The organism is Allomuricauda sp. R78024 (genome assembly GCF_044596045.1).
Classification (GTDB): Bacteria; Bacteroidota; Bacteroidia; order Flavobacteriales; family Flavobacteriaceae; genus Flagellimonas.
Genome location: NZ_CP138995.1, coordinates 1,662,439 through 1,682,495 on the forward strand (window position 1 = coordinate 1,662,439; position 20,057 = coordinate 1,682,495).

The 20,057-nt window shown below is 35.9% G+C and carries 21 protein-coding genes, 1 other RNA gene and 1 pseudogene; 13 read left to right on the forward strand and 10 right to left on the reverse strand.

All coding sequences use genetic code 11. The features are described from left to right. Nucleotides 1-7: 7 nt before the first annotated feature. From SJY44_RS07385 to SJY44_RS07415, 7 genes are all read right to left on the reverse strand, one after another. Nucleotides 8-496, reverse strand: a complete 489-nt coding sequence (locus tag SJY44_RS07385) for a hypothetical protein (RefSeq protein ID WP_396591869.1) — start codon at nt 494-496, stop codon at nt 8-10. A gap of 1 nt (nt 497) precedes the next feature. Next, nucleotides 498-869, reverse strand: a complete 372-nt coding sequence (locus tag SJY44_RS07390; protein ID WP_396591870.1) for a type IV pilin protein — start codon at nt 867-869, stop codon at nt 498-500. A 115-nt stretch (nt 870-984) separates the two neighbouring features. Then, nucleotides 985-2,001 carry a type II secretion system F family protein gene (locus SJY44_RS07395; protein WP_396591871.1) on the reverse strand — a complete coding sequence of 339 codons (1,017 nt, stop codon included), beginning with the start codon at nt 1,999-2,001 and terminating at the stop codon, nt 985-987. 112 nt (nt 2,002-2,113) lie between these two features. Beyond that, the gene (locus SJY44_RS07400; protein WP_396591872.1) at nt 2,114-2,593 is read right to left on the reverse strand and encodes a type II secretion system protein J; all 480 of its coding nucleotides are present in this window, start codon (nt 2,591-2,593) and stop codon (nt 2,114-2,116) included. Continuing rightward, nucleotides 2,593-2,961 (reverse strand): hypothetical protein, encoded by a 369-nt coding sequence (locus tag SJY44_RS07405; protein ID WP_396591873.1) that lies wholly within the window; start codon nt 2,959-2,961, stop codon nt 2,593-2,595. The genes SJY44_RS07400 and SJY44_RS07405 overlap by 1 nt, the downstream gene beginning before the upstream one ends. Then, complete coding sequence (locus tag SJY44_RS07410) at nt 2,924-3,988, reverse strand: hypothetical protein (RefSeq protein WP_396591874.1); 1,065 nt, start codon at nt 3,986-3,988, stop codon at nt 2,924-2,926. The genes SJY44_RS07405 and SJY44_RS07410 overlap by 38 nt, the downstream gene beginning before the upstream one ends. A gap of 204 nt (nt 3,989-4,192) precedes the next feature. Continuing rightward, nucleotides 4,193-4,837 (reverse strand): toxin-antitoxin system YwqK family antitoxin, encoded by a 645-nt coding sequence (locus SJY44_RS07415; protein ID WP_396591875.1) that lies wholly within the window; start codon nt 4,835-4,837, stop codon nt 4,193-4,195. Nucleotides 4,838-5,409: 572 nt separating this feature from the next. Here SJY44_RS07415 and SJY44_RS07420 point away from each other — a divergent pair. From SJY44_RS07420 to SJY44_RS07470, 11 genes and pseudogenes are all read left to right on the forward strand, one after another. Further along, the gene (locus tag SJY44_RS07420; protein ID WP_396591876.1) at nt 5,410-6,009 is read left to right on the forward strand and encodes a hypothetical protein; all 600 of its coding nucleotides are present in this window, start codon (nt 5,410-5,412) and stop codon (nt 6,007-6,009) included. Next, a complete protein-coding gene (locus SJY44_RS07425) occupies nt 5,994-6,323 on the forward strand; it encodes a hypothetical protein (RefSeq protein WP_396591877.1) in 330 nt (109 codons plus the stop codon). Before SJY44_RS07420 ends, SJY44_RS07425 begins: the two co-directional genes overlap by 16 nt. A 22-nt stretch (nt 6,324-6,345) precedes the next feature. Next, nucleotides 6,346-6,831, forward strand: a complete 486-nt coding sequence (locus tag SJY44_RS07430) for a response regulator transcription factor (RefSeq protein WP_396591878.1) — start codon at nt 6,346-6,348, stop codon at nt 6,829-6,831. A gap of 18 nt (nt 6,832-6,849) precedes the next feature. Next, nucleotides 6,850-6,969: pseudogene (locus SJY44_RS07435) on the forward strand (LuxR C-terminal-related transcriptional regulator); the annotation flags it as partial. A 238-nt stretch (nt 6,970-7,207) separates the two neighbouring features. Next, complete coding sequence (locus SJY44_RS07440) at nt 7,208-7,747, forward strand: RNA polymerase sigma factor (RefSeq protein WP_396591879.1); 540 nt, start codon at nt 7,208-7,210, stop codon at nt 7,745-7,747. Between the two features lie 80 nt (nt 7,748-7,827). Continuing rightward, nucleotides 7,828-8,820, forward strand: coding sequence for a FecR family protein (locus tag SJY44_RS07445; protein ID WP_396591880.1), 993 nt, complete (start codon nt 7,828-7,830; stop codon nt 8,818-8,820). Nucleotides 8,821-8,893: 73 nt separating this feature from the next. Next, nucleotides 8,894-12,529 carry a SusC/RagA family TonB-linked outer membrane protein gene (locus tag SJY44_RS07450; protein ID WP_396591881.1) on the forward strand — a complete coding sequence of 1,212 codons (3,636 nt, stop codon included), beginning with the start codon at nt 8,894-8,896 and terminating at the stop codon, nt 12,527-12,529. 19 nt (nt 12,530-12,548) lie between these two features. After that, the gene (locus SJY44_RS07455) at nt 12,549-14,015 is read left to right on the forward strand and encodes a SusD/RagB family nutrient-binding outer membrane lipoprotein (protein WP_396591882.1); all 1,467 of its coding nucleotides are present in this window, start codon (nt 12,549-12,551) and stop codon (nt 14,013-14,015) included. 17 nt (nt 14,016-14,032) lie between these two features. After that, entirely contained in the window at nt 14,033-14,518 is a 486-nt protein-coding gene (locus SJY44_RS07460; protein WP_396591883.1) for a hypothetical protein, read from the forward strand. 19 nt (nt 14,519-14,537) lie between these two features. Beyond that, nucleotides 14,538-15,107, forward strand: a complete 570-nt coding sequence (locus SJY44_RS07465) for a peptidylprolyl isomerase (protein WP_396591884.1) — start codon at nt 14,538-14,540, stop codon at nt 15,105-15,107. A gap of 8 nt (nt 15,108-15,115) precedes the next feature. After that, nucleotides 15,116-15,748, forward strand: coding sequence for a peptidylprolyl isomerase (locus tag SJY44_RS07470; protein WP_396591885.1), 633 nt, complete (start codon nt 15,116-15,118; stop codon nt 15,746-15,748). Between the two features lie 216 nt (nt 15,749-15,964). Here SJY44_RS07470 and ssrA read toward each other — a convergent pair. Beyond that, nucleotides 15,965-16,364: a transfer-messenger RNA gene (gene ssrA, locus SJY44_RS07475) on the reverse strand. Between the two features lie 208 nt (nt 16,365-16,572). Here ssrA and SJY44_RS07480 point away from each other — a divergent pair. Continuing rightward, the gene (locus SJY44_RS07480; protein ID WP_396591886.1) at nt 16,573-17,778 is read left to right on the forward strand and encodes an NAD(P)-dependent oxidoreductase; all 1,206 of its coding nucleotides are present in this window, start codon (nt 16,573-16,575) and stop codon (nt 17,776-17,778) included. A gap of 83 nt (nt 17,779-17,861) precedes the next feature. After that, nucleotides 17,862-18,137, forward strand: coding sequence for a hypothetical protein (locus SJY44_RS07485; protein ID WP_298928743.1), 276 nt, complete (start codon nt 17,862-17,864; stop codon nt 18,135-18,137). Here the strand turns inward: SJY44_RS07485 and SJY44_RS07490 are convergent. Beyond that, a complete protein-coding gene (locus SJY44_RS07490) occupies nt 18,134-19,252 on the reverse strand; it encodes an Sb-PDE family phosphodiesterase (protein ID WP_396591887.1) in 1,119 nt (372 codons plus the stop codon). The genes SJY44_RS07485 and SJY44_RS07490 overlap by 4 nt on opposite strands. A 108-nt stretch (nt 19,253-19,360) precedes the next feature. Next, complete coding sequence (locus SJY44_RS07495; protein WP_396591888.1) at nt 19,361-19,999, reverse strand: DUF1361 domain-containing protein; 639 nt, start codon at nt 19,997-19,999, stop codon at nt 19,361-19,363. Nucleotides 20,000-20,057: the final 58 nt, after the last annotated feature.

The following is a 20,057-nucleotide window of genomic DNA, read 5'->3' on the forward strand; positions in this document are numbered from 1 at the left end:
AATTGGGTTATAAAATGTTATTATTAAAAAAGTCAAGATTCATCCAGTAGAAAATTCCTTTCAAAATCATAAAATATATTGCTAGCAATCCGGCCAAGGGAACTAGTTCTGTCTTGGATAGGATTTTTATAATTATAAATACCAATATTGAAAACATCATTCCTGTAATAAAATATAGAATGTAATTTATTGTAGAAAAGTAAGGTATTACAGCGACAAAAAAAAGTAAATCACCTACACCAACTGATAGAAATAGATTTATTATTTTATTATTTTTAATTACTAAATATAAATAAAGCCCTACAAATGTAATTAGAAGGAAAAAAAAATTGTATCCGATAATAGTGTAGTCACGATGCTCACTGATAAAGAAATACAAACCTATAGCGGCAACAAGGACTGGGAGTGTTATGTGTATGGCCCTATGTTTTAAATCTTGAACGAAAATTAAAAGTAAAACGATTACTACTATTCCTTCCAAAGCTTCCCTGATCATTTTAATCCTTTAAAACTTCCTTAAGTAGTTTTTTATGATCTATTTCCCAAGTATTAAAATTGCCATCATCGTCAAAATCAGACAAAGAAGTTGCTGTGGCCTTAAAAGAATTGGTGGAGGCTTCAATAATCTCAATCTTATAAATTGCTTGACCGCCTTGGTCGATTGTAGGCGCGGGTTCAAATCCAACTTCTTCAAAATCAGTTGAATAACGAGAGTATCTGTAAAAATGATTTTTTTGAAGGCCGTATAAATGATTTAACATACTTTGTGCTTCAATGGACTTAGCTTGAGAAATTACCGAGGTCTGACTAGGCAAGACCATCAATAATAGAATGCCAATAATACATAGTACGATTAAGATTTCAGTCATTGAATATGCATTAACATAGTATCTTTTTATTTTATTTTTTTGTTGAAAATTCTTTAAATATTTGTCCACTGTTATATTTTTTAACAAGTATAAATTTAAACTTTTTTCCTTCATATCAACCACCATTGATTACTTTGCTCAAATCAAACATGGGTGCGTACATGGCGACCATTATGGTACCCACAATCAAACCAATGAAGATAATGATGACTGGTTCTAGAATAACACCTATCATTTTGGTGCGGTGCTCAACCTCCTCGTCATATTCATCGGCAAGCCTTGAGAACATAGTGTCCAATTCATTTATCTCCTCTGCCACTGCTATCATGGAAATAAGTTTATTTTCATAGATGGAATGTTTTTCCATGGCCGACGAAAACGAAGACCCCTTGATAATATTACTTTTAATAAGATCAATAGATACTTCGATTGGGTAGAAACCTATCATTTTTTTTACCATATCCAGAGATTCCGTCAAGGGAGTTTTAGAGGTAAGTAATAGATCTAAAAACTGACAAAACCGAGCGAGGTATATTCGCTGGATTAACTTTCCAAAGTAAGGAATCTTCAAAAGGAGTTTTGATCTTACATATCGATACTTGGCATTTTTACTATAAACTTTTGTGAGCCCAATCGATAATACAACTATGAAAGTGAATACAAGAAATATAACTGGGAAATGTTCAGATAGTACAATAATATTTTTGGTAAGCCCCGGTAACTCTGCATCAAATTGGTTGAAAACAGATTTAAACATAGGGACTACATACGTTAGCATGAAGTACAGCACTGCTATGGTAAGTACTAAGACAAAAGCAGGGTAAGTAACCACAGAAATTATTTGTTTCCGAAGCTTAATCTGTCTTTTGAAATACTTATGAAGCTCCATGAGTACTGCATTGAGCTTTTTGGTCTCTTCACCAATTTTTACGCTAAAATGTTCATATGGAGAAAAGTTTCCAGATTTTTCCATGGCCTCATGAAGACTTCTCCCACTTACGACTTGTTCCTTGAGATGCAATATGAGTTCTCTAATCCTTTTTTTCTTTTGTTGATTGGCCAAGATTTCTAGTGATGATTTGAAATCTACTCCAGCGTTCAAAAGTGTTGCAAGATCCTTATACAGTACCATTTTTTTTTTGGAACCAAGTTTCTTGGTAGTTCCAAATTCCAAACTCGGAAGATGGAGAGTTAAAAAAGTTGAATTGGGGTTGGTTTTAACCTTTTTATTTATTTTGCTGATATCAATCGCCATTACTTCTTTCTAACTGTATTATGGTTGGATAATCTTTGGTAATTACCAATTCTATAGGTTCATCAAATAAGTAGGCATTAATACTTACTCTTTGTATCAATTCCTCTTGACTTTGAAGGTGTTTTATAGTATGCAAACTTACGGATTGAATATGGAGACTATCCTGGTTTTTCTTTTGCTCGCGAACCAATTGCTCACCTAACATCTTATAGTTGATGTTCTCAGTATTGTACAAGACTATTTGGAAAGATTTGGGTTTGCTCAATACCTTTTCTGCACTATAAAAATCAGATTTAAGCTGAAATACAAAGCGGTTAAGATGGTTTTTTTCCTCTACATCTTTTCGAAAAAATGAAAGTTGTTTGATATATGATACATAAGTAAAATAAACCATGCCAATAATGATTGAGCTAATCAGCATATTGATTAGTACTTCCATAATTGTAAAGGCCTTGATGGTATTTTTCATCATTTTAAGATTAAATAATAGTACCTTGTTGTATCTGTAGATTCTTGTAAGACAAAGGTTACTTTCAGTAAGTTATCATCGTTTTCATATGTAGAAACAGTTTTGTGAATAGAATAAGTTTCAAAACCAAAAACTTCATTGCTATAGTTTTTGTTCATTTTCATATTGGTAACTAATCGGTTCAGAACAGCCAATTTTCTTGAATTGTTGATAAACGCACTTTTATCCAAAATTGTTACATGTAATTTTAGAGCAATGAACAAGCAAATGGTTATCAGTGTTATAGCAATTACAGATTCTACAAGAGATCCTGCGACCAGATAGCTTTTTTTATAGGTTTTTAATGACATTATAATTGCTTTCTTCATTTTTAAAGCTTAGAAATGGACTTAAAGCGCCTTTCGGTCGATCACTTGCATTTATTTCAGCATTGAGTAATGTATTCTCGTAGCTTCCATTCTTGGTTTCCAAGTTTAGTTTATGAGATAATACAGTACCTAGCACTTTTCCTTGGAGCTCAAGTTTTCCATTGCAATAGATATCTCCTACGATCAGGGCTCCTTTTTTTATAACAATTGTATTAGCTTCTCTTTGGTCAAAGGAAGCACCTCCCAATACAATGCCTCCATAGATTTGAGCATTTTTGGAAATGGTAATATTCTTACTGAACTCATTAGTCTTTGAAAAGATGAAAAGAGCAGAAGGGTAAGTAAGAATAACATTGCTATCTATGACAATTTCCTTGTCCGCGAATACTTGGATACTTCCCTGGAAACCATTCTGGATAACAACTTTTGGGGCAGAAATAATTACATCTTCAAGTCTTGAGCTACTTTCAATATAAATGGTGTCATTGGATTTCAAGAGAATATTCCCTTTAAGATTAAAATTCGTTATTCGTTCGGTTTTAGCAACATCTACTAATAAAGTAGGTGACTCGAAATCGTTGAAAATCTGCTGATTTGTTTTGATTTTAGAGAGTTTGATTTGAGTTGTTCGTTCTGGTAATGGATTACTTTCAATTAAAATCTCAGGCAAAGATTGATTTGAAGAGGTAATTAATCCACTGATTACAGGTCTATTTAATTGACTATTTCCCAAAATGGAACTCTTTTTGAACCGTCCATTTGGAAGCTTTAAATCCCCTAGAATTTTTGTAGTTCCAGATACTTTTAGTTCATCTCCCCAATTGCATAAATATAGAGCTAGACTATTTTGAGGGTTTTTTCTTCCAATAAAGGAAGTTCTTGTTACTGTATCCTTTTTAAAAAATGACTTTACTTTAACTTTGGTGAATGCGCCCCAGGTTGATTTTATGAACCTGCACTGTATACCATCATCAAAAAGGTTAATATTTTCTATGGTTTTACCCGTACCCTGATTAGAACCTGACATGTACAGGTTCAAGCAAGACTCGCACCTATCAATCAACTTTGATTTAACCAAATGTCTAGCAGAAGACTCTAAATTAAGATTAAAGACAAACACAAGGGCCCCACAAAAAATTGAAATGAGCAGGGATACATAAACGGCGTATAGAAGAGAACCTGCCTTTACTATCACGATGTTGACTTTCCTTTTTTTTCCTTTTTCAAAACCTTATTTTCTTTTGATTCGCTTACGTTTCTTTACTCTATCTTTTTTAGAATTTTTGTTTTCCAAGCTGTCTTTCTCTTTGCGGCTAAAAATGCTTTTTAAGAATATGCCCACTTTATCCTTGAATTTCTTTTGATTTTCTTTTTTGATTTGGATACCCTGCTTAAATTGAAGTGTATCCTTTGTTTCACCATTAATCCAAATGCCATTTTTTTTATTTTCCTTAAATCGACCACCCTCTATAATTTCTCCTTTGTTATCGTATTCAATGGTCCATCCAGATCTGAAACCTTCTTTCCATTCAATGGTCCTTTTTAAACTTCCGTTAGAATACCATTCTTTCCAGACAGCATTTTTAAGTCCCTTTTTAAAACCACCCTGCTCAACTATGCTGCTGTCCCTATAACTTTTCGTGTATTGGCCATCCAATAAATCTCCATGGTTTCCACCTGCAGAAGAATGAATTTCTCCAGATTTATACCAGTAGTATTTTTTTGAATTTTCGTAATTTTTAATAGAATCGGTTGAAACATAAAAGACATAGTTGTACGTTTCGTCTGAAATAATTTTTCGTTGTCGATTCTCTGCCCAGATTAAAAAGCAAAAAACTGTAAAGAAAAGAGGAAATATAACTTTTAAGGAAAACATATAGAAAATATCTTATATAAGTAAAGGGTAAAACACTATTTTTTGTAAGATTTTTATTATGTCTAAGATAGAGATTTAGAAGTTAACCTTAACTACATTGATAAAATTTAACAAAGAGTAAGTTCAAGAGTTTAAAGATAAAAGAGTGCAAAACTCTTCTTGATATATAGAACTAACTAGTTATAAAAAGATTTTTACTCTGCTGTATAAACCCAATTTGTATGCCATCTTTAAAATGGGATACTGTCAATATTCCTAAAACTTCTGTGTTATACTGCTTAGGAGGAATTTAGAATTCATCTAGTTGGCTTATCAGAATAGCTTGATGTTTTGTTTTTAGTTTAAGTCAATTGAGTTTAAAAAGCATGGAATTGCATATGGTTTTCTTTAAGCTTTTAAGAGCTTGTTTTCCGTGTTTTTCCAATATAATCTAGACCTTGTTGTAGGAGCACATAAATTATACAATCGCTTTTATCAGGGAAAACCCCTAGAGAAAATTTCAGGGATTTTCATGGGTAAATAAGAGAGTCGGTGCCAATACCTTAGCCCTGAATATAAAAACATAAAACGTTATGAAAAAGCGACATGTAAATTTATGGGGCATTCTATTCTTAATTACCGTTGCATCTTGTAGCAAAGATGACGGCAATGAAATTGAAGAACCAACCAAAAGTAATTTAAAGCAGATTACTGCATTTATATTTAAATCTGACAGCAATACTGCTCTTGCTATAGACATCAGTGCTAGTATAAATGAAACTGACAAGGTTATTTCAGTAACCATGTCCTATGGAACGGATATTACTGCTTTAACGCCCGAAATAACCGTTTCGGACAAAGCTGAGGTGAACAATTCTTCTAACGATTTTTCAGGCACGGTAAAAGTAACCATTACGGCAGAAGACGGTTCTACAGTCACTTATGATATCGTAGTTACAGTTGAATCTAACAATACCAATAATATTCTATCATTAACCTTCTCTAATGCCGATAATCCCATAGATGTTACTATCGTAGGACAAATTGATGAGGAAAATAAAACCATATTACGTTTGAAACACCACTTGATACTGATATTTCTTCATTGCTGCCACAAATTCAAACTTCAGAAAGTTCAAGTTATAGCCCAGAAGAGCGCCAAAACTTTAATGAACCAGTGGTATACATCATAACTGCTGCAAATGGTTCAGAGCAAAACTATGATGTTAACTGGGAAATCTCACAAAGAAATATTCTGCTTACGCTTTACAACGAAAACCCAGAAAATACCATGGATTGGGATTTGGAGAATCCAGATATCTCAACTTGGGAAGGTGTAATTACCGATGCAGAGGGTAATGTCACTGAATTGTATTTAACAGGGAGAAATATTCAAAATATTCCAGAGATCATTGATAGATTTATGGAGTTGACTCAATTGGGATTATCCCATAATACAATTATTAAAATTCCAGTACCAGCGGTACAACTTTTAGTATTGAAATAGATTTAACCAAAATAAATGACGTGTGATACAAGTAGCTATTTTAGACGATCATAACATGGTATTAAAGGGTATTGAAACCATGCTGGAAGATTCTGATATCATTACCATTGTTGCCACTTATAGTTTGGGCAAGCAGCTTTTAAGTGAAATTGAAAACAACATGCCCCATGTTTTGTTACTTGATATTAATTTACCAGATAGCAATGGATTGGATTTATGTAAGGAACTAAATAAAACATATCCTGAACTAGCAATCTTAGCCTTATTCAACTACAGTGAAACGGGATTAATAAAAAGTATGTTGAGAAATGGAGCCAAGGGATATTTGCTCAAAAATACGGGGAAGCAAGAATTGATTACAGCCATTAAAACCGTACATGAAGGAATCAACTATTTGCCAAGAGGGTTTCAAGATATTTTACTGAATGATAGTATAGGGACCGCTCAAACAAGCTTTATTCCTAAGCTAACGCGAAGAGAAAAAGAAGTACTGAATCTTATCTCCTAAGAACATACCAATCAAGAAGTTTCTGAAATACTCTTTATGAGTTCTAAAACGGTTGAAAGTCACCGAAACAACCTGATTCAAAAACTGGGAGTAAGAAACACAGCCGGACTTATACGAATCGCCCATGAAAAAGGGTAATTGGGCTAAACCCGTTGCATACAACGGTTTCCTGTTCCCACAAAACCAAGAAAGAAATTTCCTAACCTGTTTGACTCTCTATTATGGTATTGGAACATGTTCTTTAAATTTCTGTAATTTAGTACTCACTGCAGCGGAAATATCATAAAACAATACGCAGTTTTAGGAAAGAACAATTATTTATTTTGGACACTATAAATAATCAGTATCCTTGATATAACCATTAAGCTGAGAAAGAATGGTGGAATCATTATACAGAAAGTACTATAGCAAACTATATCAATATGGTTGCCTTGTGCATAATGATTCCGTGAAAGTGGAAGATACCATTCAGAACTTTTTTGTTTGGACTTTGGAGCATTCAGAAAAATTAAAGGACATCAAAAATTTTGAAGCGTTTGCATGCAAAGCGATTCGAAAAAATCTTATTCATCGTATTATTAAGGATAACCGTTCCAAAAAAAATAAGGATAATTACTTGGTGACCTTGGTTAATGAAAAATCCATTACCTCAGTGGAAAAGGAAATAATGCAAGCTGAGGAAAGTTCATGTCTAAAAATGAACTTGAAAAATGCCATAGAAAAATTACCGGACAAGCAAAAGGAAATCATCTACCTGAAATACTATGCTAATTTCTCTTATAAAGAAATTGAAGACATAATGAACGTGAGCAACCAAGTAGCTCGAAACTATGTTTCCAGGGCCCTTAAAAAACTGAAAAACTCCATATTTTCAGAAAAAATAAGGTCTTTTATAGTGTCTGCTTTTTTAGTTTAAAACAAGTTTTTTTAAAAAAGTTTATTTTCCAAGGTTACATTTTTATGTTTTGCGGCTTCTATTATAAATAGCATTGTTACATGAGCCACAAAAATTTTAAAAATTATCTTTTTGAAGACTTCATCAAGGACTCTTATTTTAGAGAGTGGGTATACTCCCCAAATGAGGCAGTAAGTGCTTTTTGGGATGCTTTCTTGGAGGAACACCCAAGTAAATCCTTGGATATTGAGAAGGCAAAACTTTTTTTAGAAGGTGTTCATGAATATTATGATAGCAATAGGGTAAGTGAAGCTCAAATTCAGGAGAAATACCAAGAGTTTGTTTCTAAATATGCCAATAAAACGACCGGCAAAATACGGGTTCTTAAAAGAAACCGGAAAAGAGTATTTAATTATGTAGCAGCAGCTTCAATAGTTGTATTGGTAGCTTTCAGCTTATTCTACAAAAACATCAATACAGATTATTATACTACGGCCTACGGAGAGTATAAGAAAATCGAACTTCCAGATGGAACCCAAGTTACTCTAGGGGCCAATTCCAAGTTAAGATTAGCAAAAAAATGGGACAAAGCCGTTGACCGTAAAGTATGGTTAGATGGAGAAGCCTACTTTAATGTAACTACGATAGAAGAAACACAGGCTAAATTTATTGTTATCACTGACGATGTTAATGTTGAGGTTTTGGGAACAGCTTTTAACGTTGATAATAGAAAAGAAGACACCAAAGTAATTTTGGATAAGGGAAAAATCAAGCTTGATATAAAAGGCAATTTGAACAAGCAGCTCCTTATGGCTCCCGGTGAAAAAATAACGTATAAAGCTAAAAGCCGAAAATTACCAGAAAAACAAAAGGCAAAAAAGGATGAAACTTCATGGAGAGATGGGGTTATGACGTATACAAATACACCGTTACATGTCGTGCTGGCGAAGATGGAAGATGTATACGGAATTCAACTAAAACTTAAAGATAATGCACTCAGAGATAAAGAAGTTACCGTAGGAGTTTCAATTACAAACCAAGAAGTTGCGGTAACTACCATTGAGAGAATAATTGGGACTGAGTTTATCAAATAAAAAAGGGATAATCTTCTGAACAAGATTACCCCCACTAATTGCAATATAATACAACTAATTAACGACCAAATTTATGAAAAAATCTATTGTCTTCAAAAGAGGCATTCTACTGTTGGCTTTCATTTTGAGCAGCAGCTATGCATCAGCCAATTTATCAGAAACGAATAAGGACCCGTCTTATGCCTTTTCAAAGGCTAATAAAATAAAACTCACGGATGCTTTACAGGCGGCAAGTGAGAATTACCATGTATTCTTCAGCTATGAAACCAAATTGTTGGAAAATGTTGAAATAGAGGTGTCTTTAAGTGAGCTTTTTAGTAAAGAAACAGAAATAGAAGTTGTGGTTAACTCTTTACTTAGTGGTACCAATTTAAAATTTGAGACGATTGGCGATAAGTATATTGTTATCTATAAGAACAATAGAAATGGAAAAAATAAACTAGAAAGGCTAAAAGAAAAGCTTAATGAGCTTAGGGATATTGAAAATGGAGATGATATATTGCTCTATCCCAATTCAAAAAAAGCTCAAAAAGTATTGGCCACAAAAAGGGGAGTAAACGTAACCCAAGACCTTACAATAACAGGGCTTGTGACGGATGAACTGGATGTGCCCCTTATTGGAGCTACAGTTGTTGCTAAAGGCACAACAGTAGGTGCTGTTACTGACTTTGATGGTCTTTATTCCCTAAAAGTGCCCGCATCAACTACACATCTTGTGTTCTCGTACATAGGGTATGAATCGAAAGAGGTGGCCATTAACCAGCGTACAACAATCAATACACACTTAAGAGAAGATGCCAATGCGCTTGATGAAGTGGTAGTTACCGCTTTAGGTATTGAACGAAATAAAAAGACATTGTCCTATGCAGTTTCAGAAGTTAAAGGCGATCAATTGGCTGATAAAGCTGAGGCAGATGTTTTAAGGGCTTTGAGCGGTAAAGTAGCAGGGGTGAATATCTCTGGCTCTGGAGGTGCTTCGGGTTCTTCAACGAATATTATTATTAGGGGAAACAATTCAGCAACAGGTAACAACCAACCGCTCTTTGTGGTAGATGGTATTCCATTCGATAATTCAACTACCAGTACTTCAGATTTGGCCGGTGCTTCGTCTTCCTATTCCAATAGGGCTTTGGACCTCGACCCTAATGATATCGCCAGTATGACGGTTTTAAAAGGAGGGGCAGCTGCGGCATTATATGGTTCACGAGCTTCAAATGGGGTAATTATCATTACTACCCGGTCGGGTAGTGCCTCTAAAAAAGGAATGGAAGTAGAAATATCGAATACCGTAGGTGCCGAGACCATTTCAAGGTTTCCTGATTATCAAAATAAATATGGCCAGGGAAATTATTTAAATGGACAATATACTTTTAGTCCCGTTGCCACAGAGTCTTGGGGCCCAGCGTTTGACGATCCTAACTTGGACGGTAATGGTGATTTGTTTTCAGATGATGGTGTAATTAAATATATTAACCATGTGGGTGACGCAGTTCCTTACAGAGCGTTTCCTAACAATGTAAAAGATTTTTACAGAACAGGTTTCCAGAGGGAAACATCCATAAGGGCACAAGGTGGAGATGGTAAAAATGCCTTTGCGGTAACAGCGAGTAATCTTGATAATGAGGGCTTTATACCCTTTACTGGCCTTAAAAGAACATCCATTAAGGTTTCTGGGCTGACCAATCTTGAAAACGGCTTAAAAATAAAGGCATCTGCGACTTACGTTAATACACATCAAGACGGAATTTTATCAGGTGGACACAATACATTATCCAGTATTAATAGGCAAACCCTGTTTGTGCCTCGTAGCTATGATTTAACAGGTTTTCCATATATAGATGAAGTCACGGGAGAGCAACTTCGATATACATTTTGGGACAACCCTAGATGGTTGGCACAAGAAGGGCCTTATGATAGTGATGTGAATAGAGTTTACGGTTATCTTTCTGCCGATTACAAAGCAAACGAATGGTTGAATTTTTCTTATAAAATTGGACTCAACACCTATAACGATAGCAGAGTTGAGATTGTTCCTAGAGGTAGTTTCAATTCTCCTGGTAGCATTACGGACAATGATATCACCTTTACAGAAATATCTTCTGATTTTATCGTTACGGGATCGAAACAATTGACCGAAAACCTCAATTTAAGGGTGGTTTTAGGGCATAATTTCAACCAAAGAAAAACTGACATTACGAGTTTTACGGGTTTAGGTATTATTAGACGAGGTATTTCAAGAATTACCAATACTGAATCAGTGGTTACGGATTTATCTACTTTTAGTAATAGGAGAATTGTGGGGCTTTTTAGTGATATGGTGCTTTCTTATAAGGACTATTTATTTTTGAACCTGACTGGAAGAAATGACTGGTCGTCCACATTGCCTAAAGGAGAAAGAAGTTTCTTTTACCCATCCATATCAACAACTTTTAACTTTACGGACGCATTTAATGTGAAATCGGATTTCTTCACATTCGGCAAGTTGAGATTGGCCTATACTAAAATCGGGAATGATGCAGATCCTTATTTGCTCCAAACGGTTAACACTATAAACGGTGACGGAAACGGTGGCTTATCAGGGCTTCAATTTCCATTTAACGGAATATCCGGTACTGAGGTAGGTGATAATTTAGGGAATGAAAACTTAAAACCAGAATTTACTACCGAATATGAAGCCGGTCTCGAACTTAATCTCTTGAAAGGTAGAGTGGGAATCGATGTTACCTACTATAGTAAGATTACGGAAGATCAGATTTTCAGTGTGAACATACCTGCGGCGACTGGGTATTTTACAAAAACATTGAATGCGGGAGAGATATCGAATAAAGGATGGGAAGTAGGACTGGACTTGAATCCTTTTCTAAATCCGGAAGGATTCAGCTGGAATATTTATACAACCTTCGCCAGAAATGTAAGTAAAGTAGAAAAGCTTATCGATGGTTTAGATCAAATAAATCCTGGAAACAGGGTTGCTGCCTACGGTAATATCTTACGTGTTGGTGAACCATATGGTGTCATTGAAGGTGAGGTGCAAAATAGGGATACTAATGGCAATCTTCTGATCAACGCGCTTACTGGATTACCCACCAAGGCACCAGGTCAACAAATTGTAGGTGATCCAAATCCTGACTTTCTAATGGGTATAAACAACACCATGACCTATAAAGGCTTCAAACTAGGATTTCTTTTCGATTGGAAGCAAGGGGGTGATATCCTTTCTCTTTCTAACGGATATCTAAGAGGTTTTGGATTGACAGAGGAAACTGCTGTAGACAGGGATAGAACCTATGTTCTACCCGGTGTTTTGGCAGACCCGAACGACCCAACACAGCCCATGTTGGACCAAAATGGAAATACCGTAACGAACAATATTCAAATTTCCCCTCAGAATTACTGGAGTGGCGCTACAAACGGTACACAACGTAATCAGTATCGATTTAGTGCGGAATCATTGATTTTTGATGCTACGGTCTTTAGACTTAGAGAACTTAGTTTAGGATATACATTTACAAAACAGATGTTGAAAAAACTTCCATTCGGAAGTATGAGTGTGACTTTATTGGGAAGGAATTTATGGTTTAAGGCCCCAAATTACCCTCATTTAGACCCTGAAGTGTCAACTTACGGAGCAGGTAATGCTCAAGGTGTGGAGCAGTATGCCCCACCAACGGTAAAAAATATGGCTCTGAACATAAAACTCTCATTCTAATAGATATAAATACAATTCGATGAAAAATATTATATATAAAAAAGCACCCTATCTTTTCATATTGATGTTGATTTTCTCATCATGTGATCTAGATATTAACGATAATCCAAACAGCCCAACAACAGCAACGGTTATAGAATTATTGCCTCATGGTCAAGTGTCTGTAATAGAATCTTTTGCAAGTCTGGTAAATGCCATTACCTCAAGCGCTGTGCAAACAAGGGTAAATTCAAGATATGATAACTACACGGTCACTAGAACTACTATTGATGGTTTATGGAACAGTAATCTTTATAGTGGTGGTCTTAAGGATCTTGAAGACGTTATTACCCAAGGAACTATAGAAGAAAATTGGCATTATGTTGGAATTGCCAAACTCATGAAGGCCTATACTTTTAGCCTTATGGTAGATCTTTGGAATGACATACCTTATTCCGAAGCCTTCAATGCTGAAATTGATATGCCCGCTTATGACTCGGGAAGTGAAATCTATGCTAATTTGGAAGCATTGATTATCGAAGCACTGGGCGATTTGAACAAAACTTCAGTGCTTTCCCCTGGAAGTGACGACGTAGTTTATGGTGGCGATCTTGCTAAGTGGGAAAGAATGGGAAATACCTTGTTGCTTAAAATGTACAACCAGACACGGTTGGTAGATAGTAGTGTAGGTCCCAAAATAGAAAGCTTGATAGCGCAAGACAATCTTATACAGTCGAGTACTGACGATTTTCAACTTTTGTATGGTGACACGGCTGCACCTGAAAACAGAATGTCACTTTTTGAAGTTGATTATGTGATACGGTTGGATAACAGAATAGCAAACTATTTTAATGATCTTTTGACAGGTAATAATGACCCTCGTATACCTTATTATCTATATAACCAAACCCCTGGTGAGTTTATTGGACGAGATTCGGGGAACCCTAATGGCTTATCTACTTTCGAAGACCAAGACACTAGAACTTTCCATGGAGCATATCCTGCAGGAGGAAAATACGATGATGGTTCTGGCGGAATTACTACTGCCGACTTGGGACTAAAAGGAGCGGCAACCTATAGAATGATGACCAACGCTATGCGGATTTTTATTGAAGCTGAGGCAGTAATGGCTTTAGGTATTAATGCTTCTGCAAGTGCAGAGGTATTGTTTGAAGATGGCATACGAGAGTCAATGGCAAAGGTTAACGACTTAGGTGTGGGCCCGGGGATTTCAACTGCTCAAATAGATACCTATGTTGCCGATAGATTATTAGTTTTCAATGCTTCTAATGATGCAGATAAATTAAAGCTGATAATGCTCGAAAAATATGTACACCTTTTTGGTAATGGAATGGAGCAATATAATGATTGGCGTAGAACTGGGATTCCAGATGACCTAACATTGGTTGTGCAGACCAGTCCAACGCTAAACAGATTTCCTTATCCGTCCAGTGTTACTCCACCAACCACACCCAATAATGATGAATTTGTTTTCTGGGACAACTAAACTTAAAAAATAAGACAATGAAAAATATTATAAAATACGTTCTGGCAGTCATAATTGGTATAACACTTTCCTGTAGTGATGACGAAAACCAGGTGGTACCAGATTTTTTAAAAGGAACGGAATATGGCGTGCTATTAGATGTAGCAGTTGCTAGTGCCGTTGAAGTTTCTTTGACTGATGTAAATACCTATGAACTCGGTTTTACTGTGAGTTTCAAAGGTGATAAAAGACCCGTGCAATCCATTATTGTAAATAAATCTTACGTTAGTAGCGTAAACGGGGAATCCTCAGTAATCGAAGAGGAAGTTATTGTTGATTTTCCAACCACAATAACCTTATCTTCAAATGAGTTAGTTAGCGGCTTTCCAAATCTCTCAGTTGGAGATTTGGGAGCTGGGGATTCTTTTAACATAAGCTTTGTTATCAATTATGCAGATGGCGGCGTTGTGGATCGATTTGATAGTAGTATGCGCACCAACTTTGCGGTTTCAATTGTTGATTAACCTTTAAAATATTGGATTAATGAGAACAATCCTTTCTTTTTTTCTTTTTGCTGTTCTAACAAGCTGTTCCTCTGTTTCTAAAAATCATTATGTGATTGAAACAGAGGTTGGAGATATAACTTTTGAAGTATACCAAGATAAAGCGCCCATAACAGTTGGTAATTTTATTAAATATGTGGATCAGGCAGAATTTGATGGAGCTTATTTCTATAGGGTGGTACGGTTAGACAATCAACCTGTAAATCCTGTAAAGATTGAAGTGATACAAGGTGATTTCACTGGAAAGGAGCATTATTTTCCAGTGATTGCCCACGAAACAACCTTAGAAACAGGACTAACCCATAAAAATGGAACAATTTCTATGGGCCGTTTTGATGTGGGAACTACCGCTGCCGAGTTCTTTATTTGTATCAACGATCAACCAGAACTTAACTATGGAGGAAAACGCAATCCAGATGGCCAAGGTTTTGCCGCTTTTGGTCAAGTTATCGATGGCATGGACGTTGTACTTAAGATTCAAGCAGGTGAAACTGACAGTCAAATACTGAAAAAGAAGATTGAGATAAAAAGGATTTACGCCATAAAATAACAAAAACTATGCTTAATTTTTTTAAAACACCAGCTTTGGTATTTAGTTTTTTCTGCCTTTTATTGCTGAATAGTTCCTTCAAATGTAAAGAGAAAACTGGTGCAGAGATTACTGCACAGGATGTGGAATCAAAACATATCTATACCATAGAAACGGAAGTCGGAGACATCGTAATACAGGTATATCCGAAAAAGGCTCCAATAACGGTCAAGAACTTTCTTCAATACGTTGAAAACGAAAATTTTGAAGGGGCAAGTTTTTATAGAGTTGTAAGAATTGATAATCAGCCTGTGAATCCAAAAAAAATAGAAGTTATCCAAGGAAACTTCATTGCAGGTGACTTGGCATTGCCTCCAATTGTCCACGAAACAACCAATATTACTGGGATTTTGCATAAAAATGGAACAGTCTCAATGGCAAGATTGGACCCAGGTACTGCTTCAGCTGCTTTTTTCATATGTATCAACGATCAACCTGAACTTGATTTCGAAGGAAAACGTAATCCAGATGGACAAGGTTTTGCCGCTTTTGGAAAGGTGATTGAAGGTATGGATATCGTAAAACAGATTCAATCCGGCAAGACAGATGGGCAATCACTATTAAAAGAAATAAAAATCAAGCGGATTTATAGACAGAAGTAAAGGGCTTGGTATGTCAATGTCCAAAACATGTCATTTTGATAAATGTCAGTAGACGTACATATTCTCATGGGGTTAAGTAAATATGGAACTCTACCGCCAGTGTAGTTCGTTCTTCTATTTTACTTCAAATAATTAAGTGGTTGTTAGTTTCCTCATGAAATAAAAAACCCTGTAATCAATTGATTACAGGGTTTTTGTATCGTTTTGATACCTAAAAAGTGGAGCCGGAGGGAGTCGAACCCTCGTCCAAACAAGCAAAGTCAGTGCTTTCTACATGCTTAGTCCTTATTCAGTTTTCGATGCACGACCGACCAAAGACCGCCTATCGTACACTTAGCTTCTTAAGGTTTTAGTGATGTTGCCAAAGCGAACAACATCCTTATGTTGACTTTTATGGTGCTCCTAAATGGATCGCCATCAACAAGGGCTATCCAGGAACATCTCGCTTCCCTACCTAGTAAGGACGAGGCTAAATCCTACTATAATTCGGATTAAGCGGCAAGAGCGTAGTTATTTTCGCCAATTAAAAGTGTGGAAAATGAGTTTAACGAGCTGTATCCCAGCGCTCGACATGCTTACAATGCCATTGGTCTCGCTGTCAAAACCGGTCGGCCCCATTATTTCAATGATCTTAATCCCCCTAAACAAAGTCTAAGGATGTGCGTTTCCCTTCTGTAAAAGGGTCGGGCTATCGGCTATACAAAGTACTTGCCTCTATCCCTAACGCGGGCGGCAAAGTTAACTTTTATCTATCAAAGGAGAAAAAAGTTTGTGCCACCTCTTCAATACCCTTATTTTAGGTCAATAATTATACCAGATTATTTATGAAGTTCGGAATTATAAGAGAACGAAAAAACCCGCCAGATCGCAGAGTGGTGCTATCCCCGGCAGAGTGTCAAAATGTCCTTTCCACCTTTCCAGAAGCACATTTAAGTGTGGAATCTTCCCCTATTCGAGTATTTAAAGATGAAGAATACCAAGAAAAAGGTGTTTCCATATCTCAAAACATGGAAAATTGCGATGTCTTGCTCGGGGTAAAAGAAGTACCAATAGAAGCTCTAATCCCTAACAAAAAATATTTTTTCTTCTCACATACCATAAAAAAACAGCCCTATAACCGTCCATTGTTAAATGCTATTTTAGAAAAGAACATAGAACTCTATGACCATGAGGTAATTACCAATAGCAAAGGGCAGCGTTTAGTGGCATTTGGCCGTTATGCAGGCATAGTGGGGGCCTATAATGGCATACGGGCATATGGGTTAAAGTTTAATGTGTTCAACCTTCCAAAAGCAGAAACTTTAAAAGATCAACAAGCATTGATAACCGAACTCAAAAAAATAAAACTTCCAAAGATTAAAATTTTACTTACAGGTAGGGGTAGGGTAGGTAATGGGTCTAGAGAAATGTTAGATGCTATGGGTCTTAAAAGAGTAAACGTTGCAGAATATTTAAAAGACAGCTTTAACGAACCTGTGTATTGCCAGATAGATGCATCAGAATACAACAAACGCAAAGATGGGGTCAGAGGCAATAAAGCGGATTTTTTCGAAAACCCACATGAATACAAATCCAATTTTTTTCGCTTTGCTGAGGTTACGGATTTTTATATAGCAGGTCATTTTTATGGAGATGGAGCGCCCTATTTGTATACTCGCGAAGATGCAAAGCATCCTGATTTCAAAATAAAAGTAGTAGCGGACGTGAGTTGCGATATTGATGGTCCTGTAGCTTCAACAATTAAGCCTTCTACCATTGCAGAACCCATTTATGGCTATGACCCTTTAACAGAAAAGGAGACCGATTATAAAAATGCTAATGCTATTGCAGTCATGGCTGTGGACAACTTACCTTGTGAACTGCCTAGAGATGCCAGCAACGGTTTTGGTGGAGCTTTTTCAAAATATGTGATTCCCGCTTTCTTTGATGGAGATGCGGATGGAATCCTAGAACGAGCGCGAATGACCCAAAATGGAAGCTTGACCAAAAGGTATTCTTATCTACAAGATTACGTGGATGGACTAGAATAATTGTGCTTGGTCGAGGAGTGTTTCCTATTCGTTATTCAATTGTTATTTTTTGTTATCTTGGTATTCCCTTTATAACCAAACTAGTGAATTTCAACTGGGTAATTTCTGGAGATACCAATCCAACCATAAAAAAGGTCTGCATAGATTTAGAATATCGATTACGACCTAGAATCACCAAATTCCTATTATCTCGATTAGATAGTGAGTGCTTTGGGGATTTTTCCTCTTTCCATTTTGATGTGGACATTAAAAACCAATGGGTTTGGATTTCAGAAAAAACACCTCAAGGCTATATAGATAAAATAAAAACAGACTTTGATAACGAAATCAATGGTTCTGCGCTTTTCTCTGTTGCCTAGTTATTCTCAACTACAATTTGCCACTGCAGTACTGGATGTTTTTTAGGAGCAATGTAAGCACCCAATACCTTTAATTTTAATTCAACAGAATCTAATCTTTCCAATGTTTTTATTTGTATGGTCTTTGTTCCTTCTGCAGGAACGGTAAAAACTGGAGAACTTGAATAAAACGTATGTGGCATTTGGTTTTCAAACAAAAGATCACTGCTCGAAACATTTTTCAAGGTAACCTTTAAAATTGAGGTATTATTAATATAAGTAGCACCCTCCACAACAATGCAAGCTTTTAATAATGGGGTCAAATTTTCCTCTTTTCCTACCAAGAGCGAATTAAAAACAGCAACTGTTCTACCTGAAAAAAGGGCTTCTTTTAAGGAAGTTTCGGAGCTTTCTTTAGCAAAAACCAATGTAATTGGTCGATTGTGACCTTTTTCAGTGTAGTCCCAATCAATTAAATCATGAACATCACTCGTTCCCATGATGGTTAAATTGTTTTCCAGGGCCAGGGCCAGGGATTCTTCAGCATAATCGGTTGCATTGATGACTTCAATACCGTGCAACTCTCCATTTTTAATCCGATCTTTTTGAAAATCACTCAAAACAGGATTTCCATTAGGAGATTGTGGGTACCAGGCAGGATGGTTCCAGAATACGAAGGCACCTTGTTTCTTCGCCTCAGCAAATTGTTTTACAGAATCTTTGTCCATTAGATTGTTTGCATCAGAAATAAAGATGGCATTACTATGCCCTGCTGGAGCACTTCTAGTAATTTCAGAGCCATGTACAATCAATAAATCGTGTTTTTTTGCTTCTTGCAATGCCAATTCAAAAGAACGGTTTCTGTCAGGATGGGGAATATCTTTAGAATGTGGTTGGTATTCTAGGTGTTCTGTCAAAGAGATTACATCCAAATTATCTCGTAAGGCTTCCATCACGCGAATGGTAGGCCAAACGTTTCCATCTGAAAATACCGTATGTTGGTGCAAATCGGTTTTCAATGTTTTGTATCCAGGGACATTAGGGTACGTTATAGCACCAGAACTTTTATGTGAATGTTCTTGGGCATAAAATGTGATTGAAAAAAGAATTGAAAGAAAAAGTAGTTGGGTTTTCATAATGATGGTTTCTTCAAATGTATAAAACTACACGGATTACCAATTTTACAAGAGAATTACTTTTGGTTAAGAAACGGTTAACCATAAAAAAACCATGTTTAACAACGACTATTCCTTAACCCAACGAAGAACAGAAAAAACCATCCAAAGAAATATTCCAAATGCAAATGTCATCAACCATACTTTAGATTGTCCTAAACTTAAAACTATTTCATTGGACAGTAAGCGTGGTCGAACTAAAATGTCCCATGAATTAAACCGAAGGAATCGACCTACATAAATACCATATCCGCTCACTATACAAATACCAAAGACGATAACTAATGCCCATCTTTCTTGTAGATAGAAGCATAAGAATTTGAATACATCAATCAAAGATAGAATACCTAAAATCAATCCATTGAAAGCAAAAACAAAGACAATAAACAAATCAAACCATTTCCAGAAAGAGTATTCATTATGTAGATGTATGAGATCTGTTATAATGTAAGGCGCATTTGGAATGAGAACCAACCAAATTAAAAACAATACCAAACGAGTACGATTTTTTATTCTCTCATACGGATACCAATATACTGTTTGCGTAAGTATGTAAGGCAAAGCAGCTAAGAATAGATTCCAAATTAAAAAACCGTAAAAGGAGGAGCCTGTAACCAATGCCCTGACCAGTACCAATATGGTCGCAAATAATAAAGAGAGCAGTAGTGTTCTATAATGAACTATTGCAAATAATATGAATCTGTTCATGAAATATGATTTAAAGCGATTGTAAAAAATACTGTTCCAGGTTTACTGGAACAGTACA

What these genes read in the sequence shown, in the direction of transcription:
- SJY44_RS07385 (WP_396591869.1), bottom strand. Translation starts at nt 496, where the DNA reads ATGATCAGGGAAGCTTTGGAAGGAATAGTAGTAATCGTTTTACTTTTA.
- SJY44_RS07390 (WP_396591870.1), bottom strand. Translation starts at nt 869, where the DNA reads ATGACTGAAATCTTAATCGTACTATGTATTATTGGCATTCTATTATTG.
- SJY44_RS07395 (WP_396591871.1), bottom strand. Translation starts at nt 2,001, where the DNA reads ATGGTACTGTATAAGGATCTTGCAACACTTTTGAACGCTGGAGTAGAT.
- SJY44_RS07400 (WP_396591872.1), bottom strand. Translation starts at nt 2,593, where the DNA reads ATGAAAAATACCATCAAGGCCTTTACAATTATGGAAGTACTAATCAAT.
- SJY44_RS07405 (WP_396591873.1), bottom strand. Translation starts at nt 2,961, where the DNA reads ATGAAGAAAGCAATTATAATGTCATTAAAAACCTATAAAAAAAGCTAT.
- SJY44_RS07410 (WP_396591874.1), bottom strand. Translation starts at nt 3,988, where the DNA reads ATGTCAGGTTCTAATCAGGGTACGGGTAAAACCATAGAAAATATTAAC.
- SJY44_RS07415 (WP_396591875.1), bottom strand. Translation starts at nt 4,837, where the DNA reads ATGTTTTCCTTAAAAGTTATATTTCCTCTTTTCTTTACAGTTTTTTGC.
- SJY44_RS07420 (WP_396591876.1), top strand. Translation starts at nt 5,410, where the DNA reads ATGAAAAAGCGACATGTAAATTTATGGGGCATTCTATTCTTAATTACC.
- SJY44_RS07440 (WP_396591879.1), top strand. Translation starts at nt 7,208, where the DNA reads ATGGTGGAATCATTATACAGAAAGTACTATAGCAAACTATATCAATAT.
- SJY44_RS07445 (WP_396591880.1), top strand. Translation starts at nt 7,828, where the DNA reads ATGAGCCACAAAAATTTTAAAAATTATCTTTTTGAAGACTTCATCAAG.
- SJY44_RS07450 (WP_396591881.1), top strand. Translation starts at nt 8,894, where the DNA reads ATGAAAAAATCTATTGTCTTCAAAAGAGGCATTCTACTGTTGGCTTTC.
- SJY44_RS07455 (WP_396591882.1), top strand. Translation starts at nt 12,549, where the DNA reads ATGAAAAATATTATATATAAAAAAGCACCCTATCTTTTCATATTGATG.
- SJY44_RS07460 (WP_396591883.1), top strand. Translation starts at nt 14,033, where the DNA reads ATGAAAAATATTATAAAATACGTTCTGGCAGTCATAATTGGTATAACA.
- SJY44_RS07465 (WP_396591884.1), top strand. Translation starts at nt 14,538, where the DNA reads ATGAGAACAATCCTTTCTTTTTTTCTTTTTGCTGTTCTAACAAGCTGT.
- SJY44_RS07470 (WP_396591885.1), top strand. Translation starts at nt 15,116, where the DNA reads ATGCTTAATTTTTTTAAAACACCAGCTTTGGTATTTAGTTTTTTCTGC.
- SJY44_RS07480 (WP_396591886.1), top strand. Translation starts at nt 16,573, where the DNA reads ATGAAGTTCGGAATTATAAGAGAACGAAAAAACCCGCCAGATCGCAGA.
- SJY44_RS07490 (WP_396591887.1), bottom strand. Translation starts at nt 19,252, where the DNA reads ATGAAAACCCAACTACTTTTTCTTTCAATTCTTTTTTCAATCACATTT.
- SJY44_RS07495 (WP_396591888.1), bottom strand. Translation starts at nt 19,999, where the DNA reads ATGAACAGATTCATATTATTTGCAATAGTTCATTATAGAACACTACTG.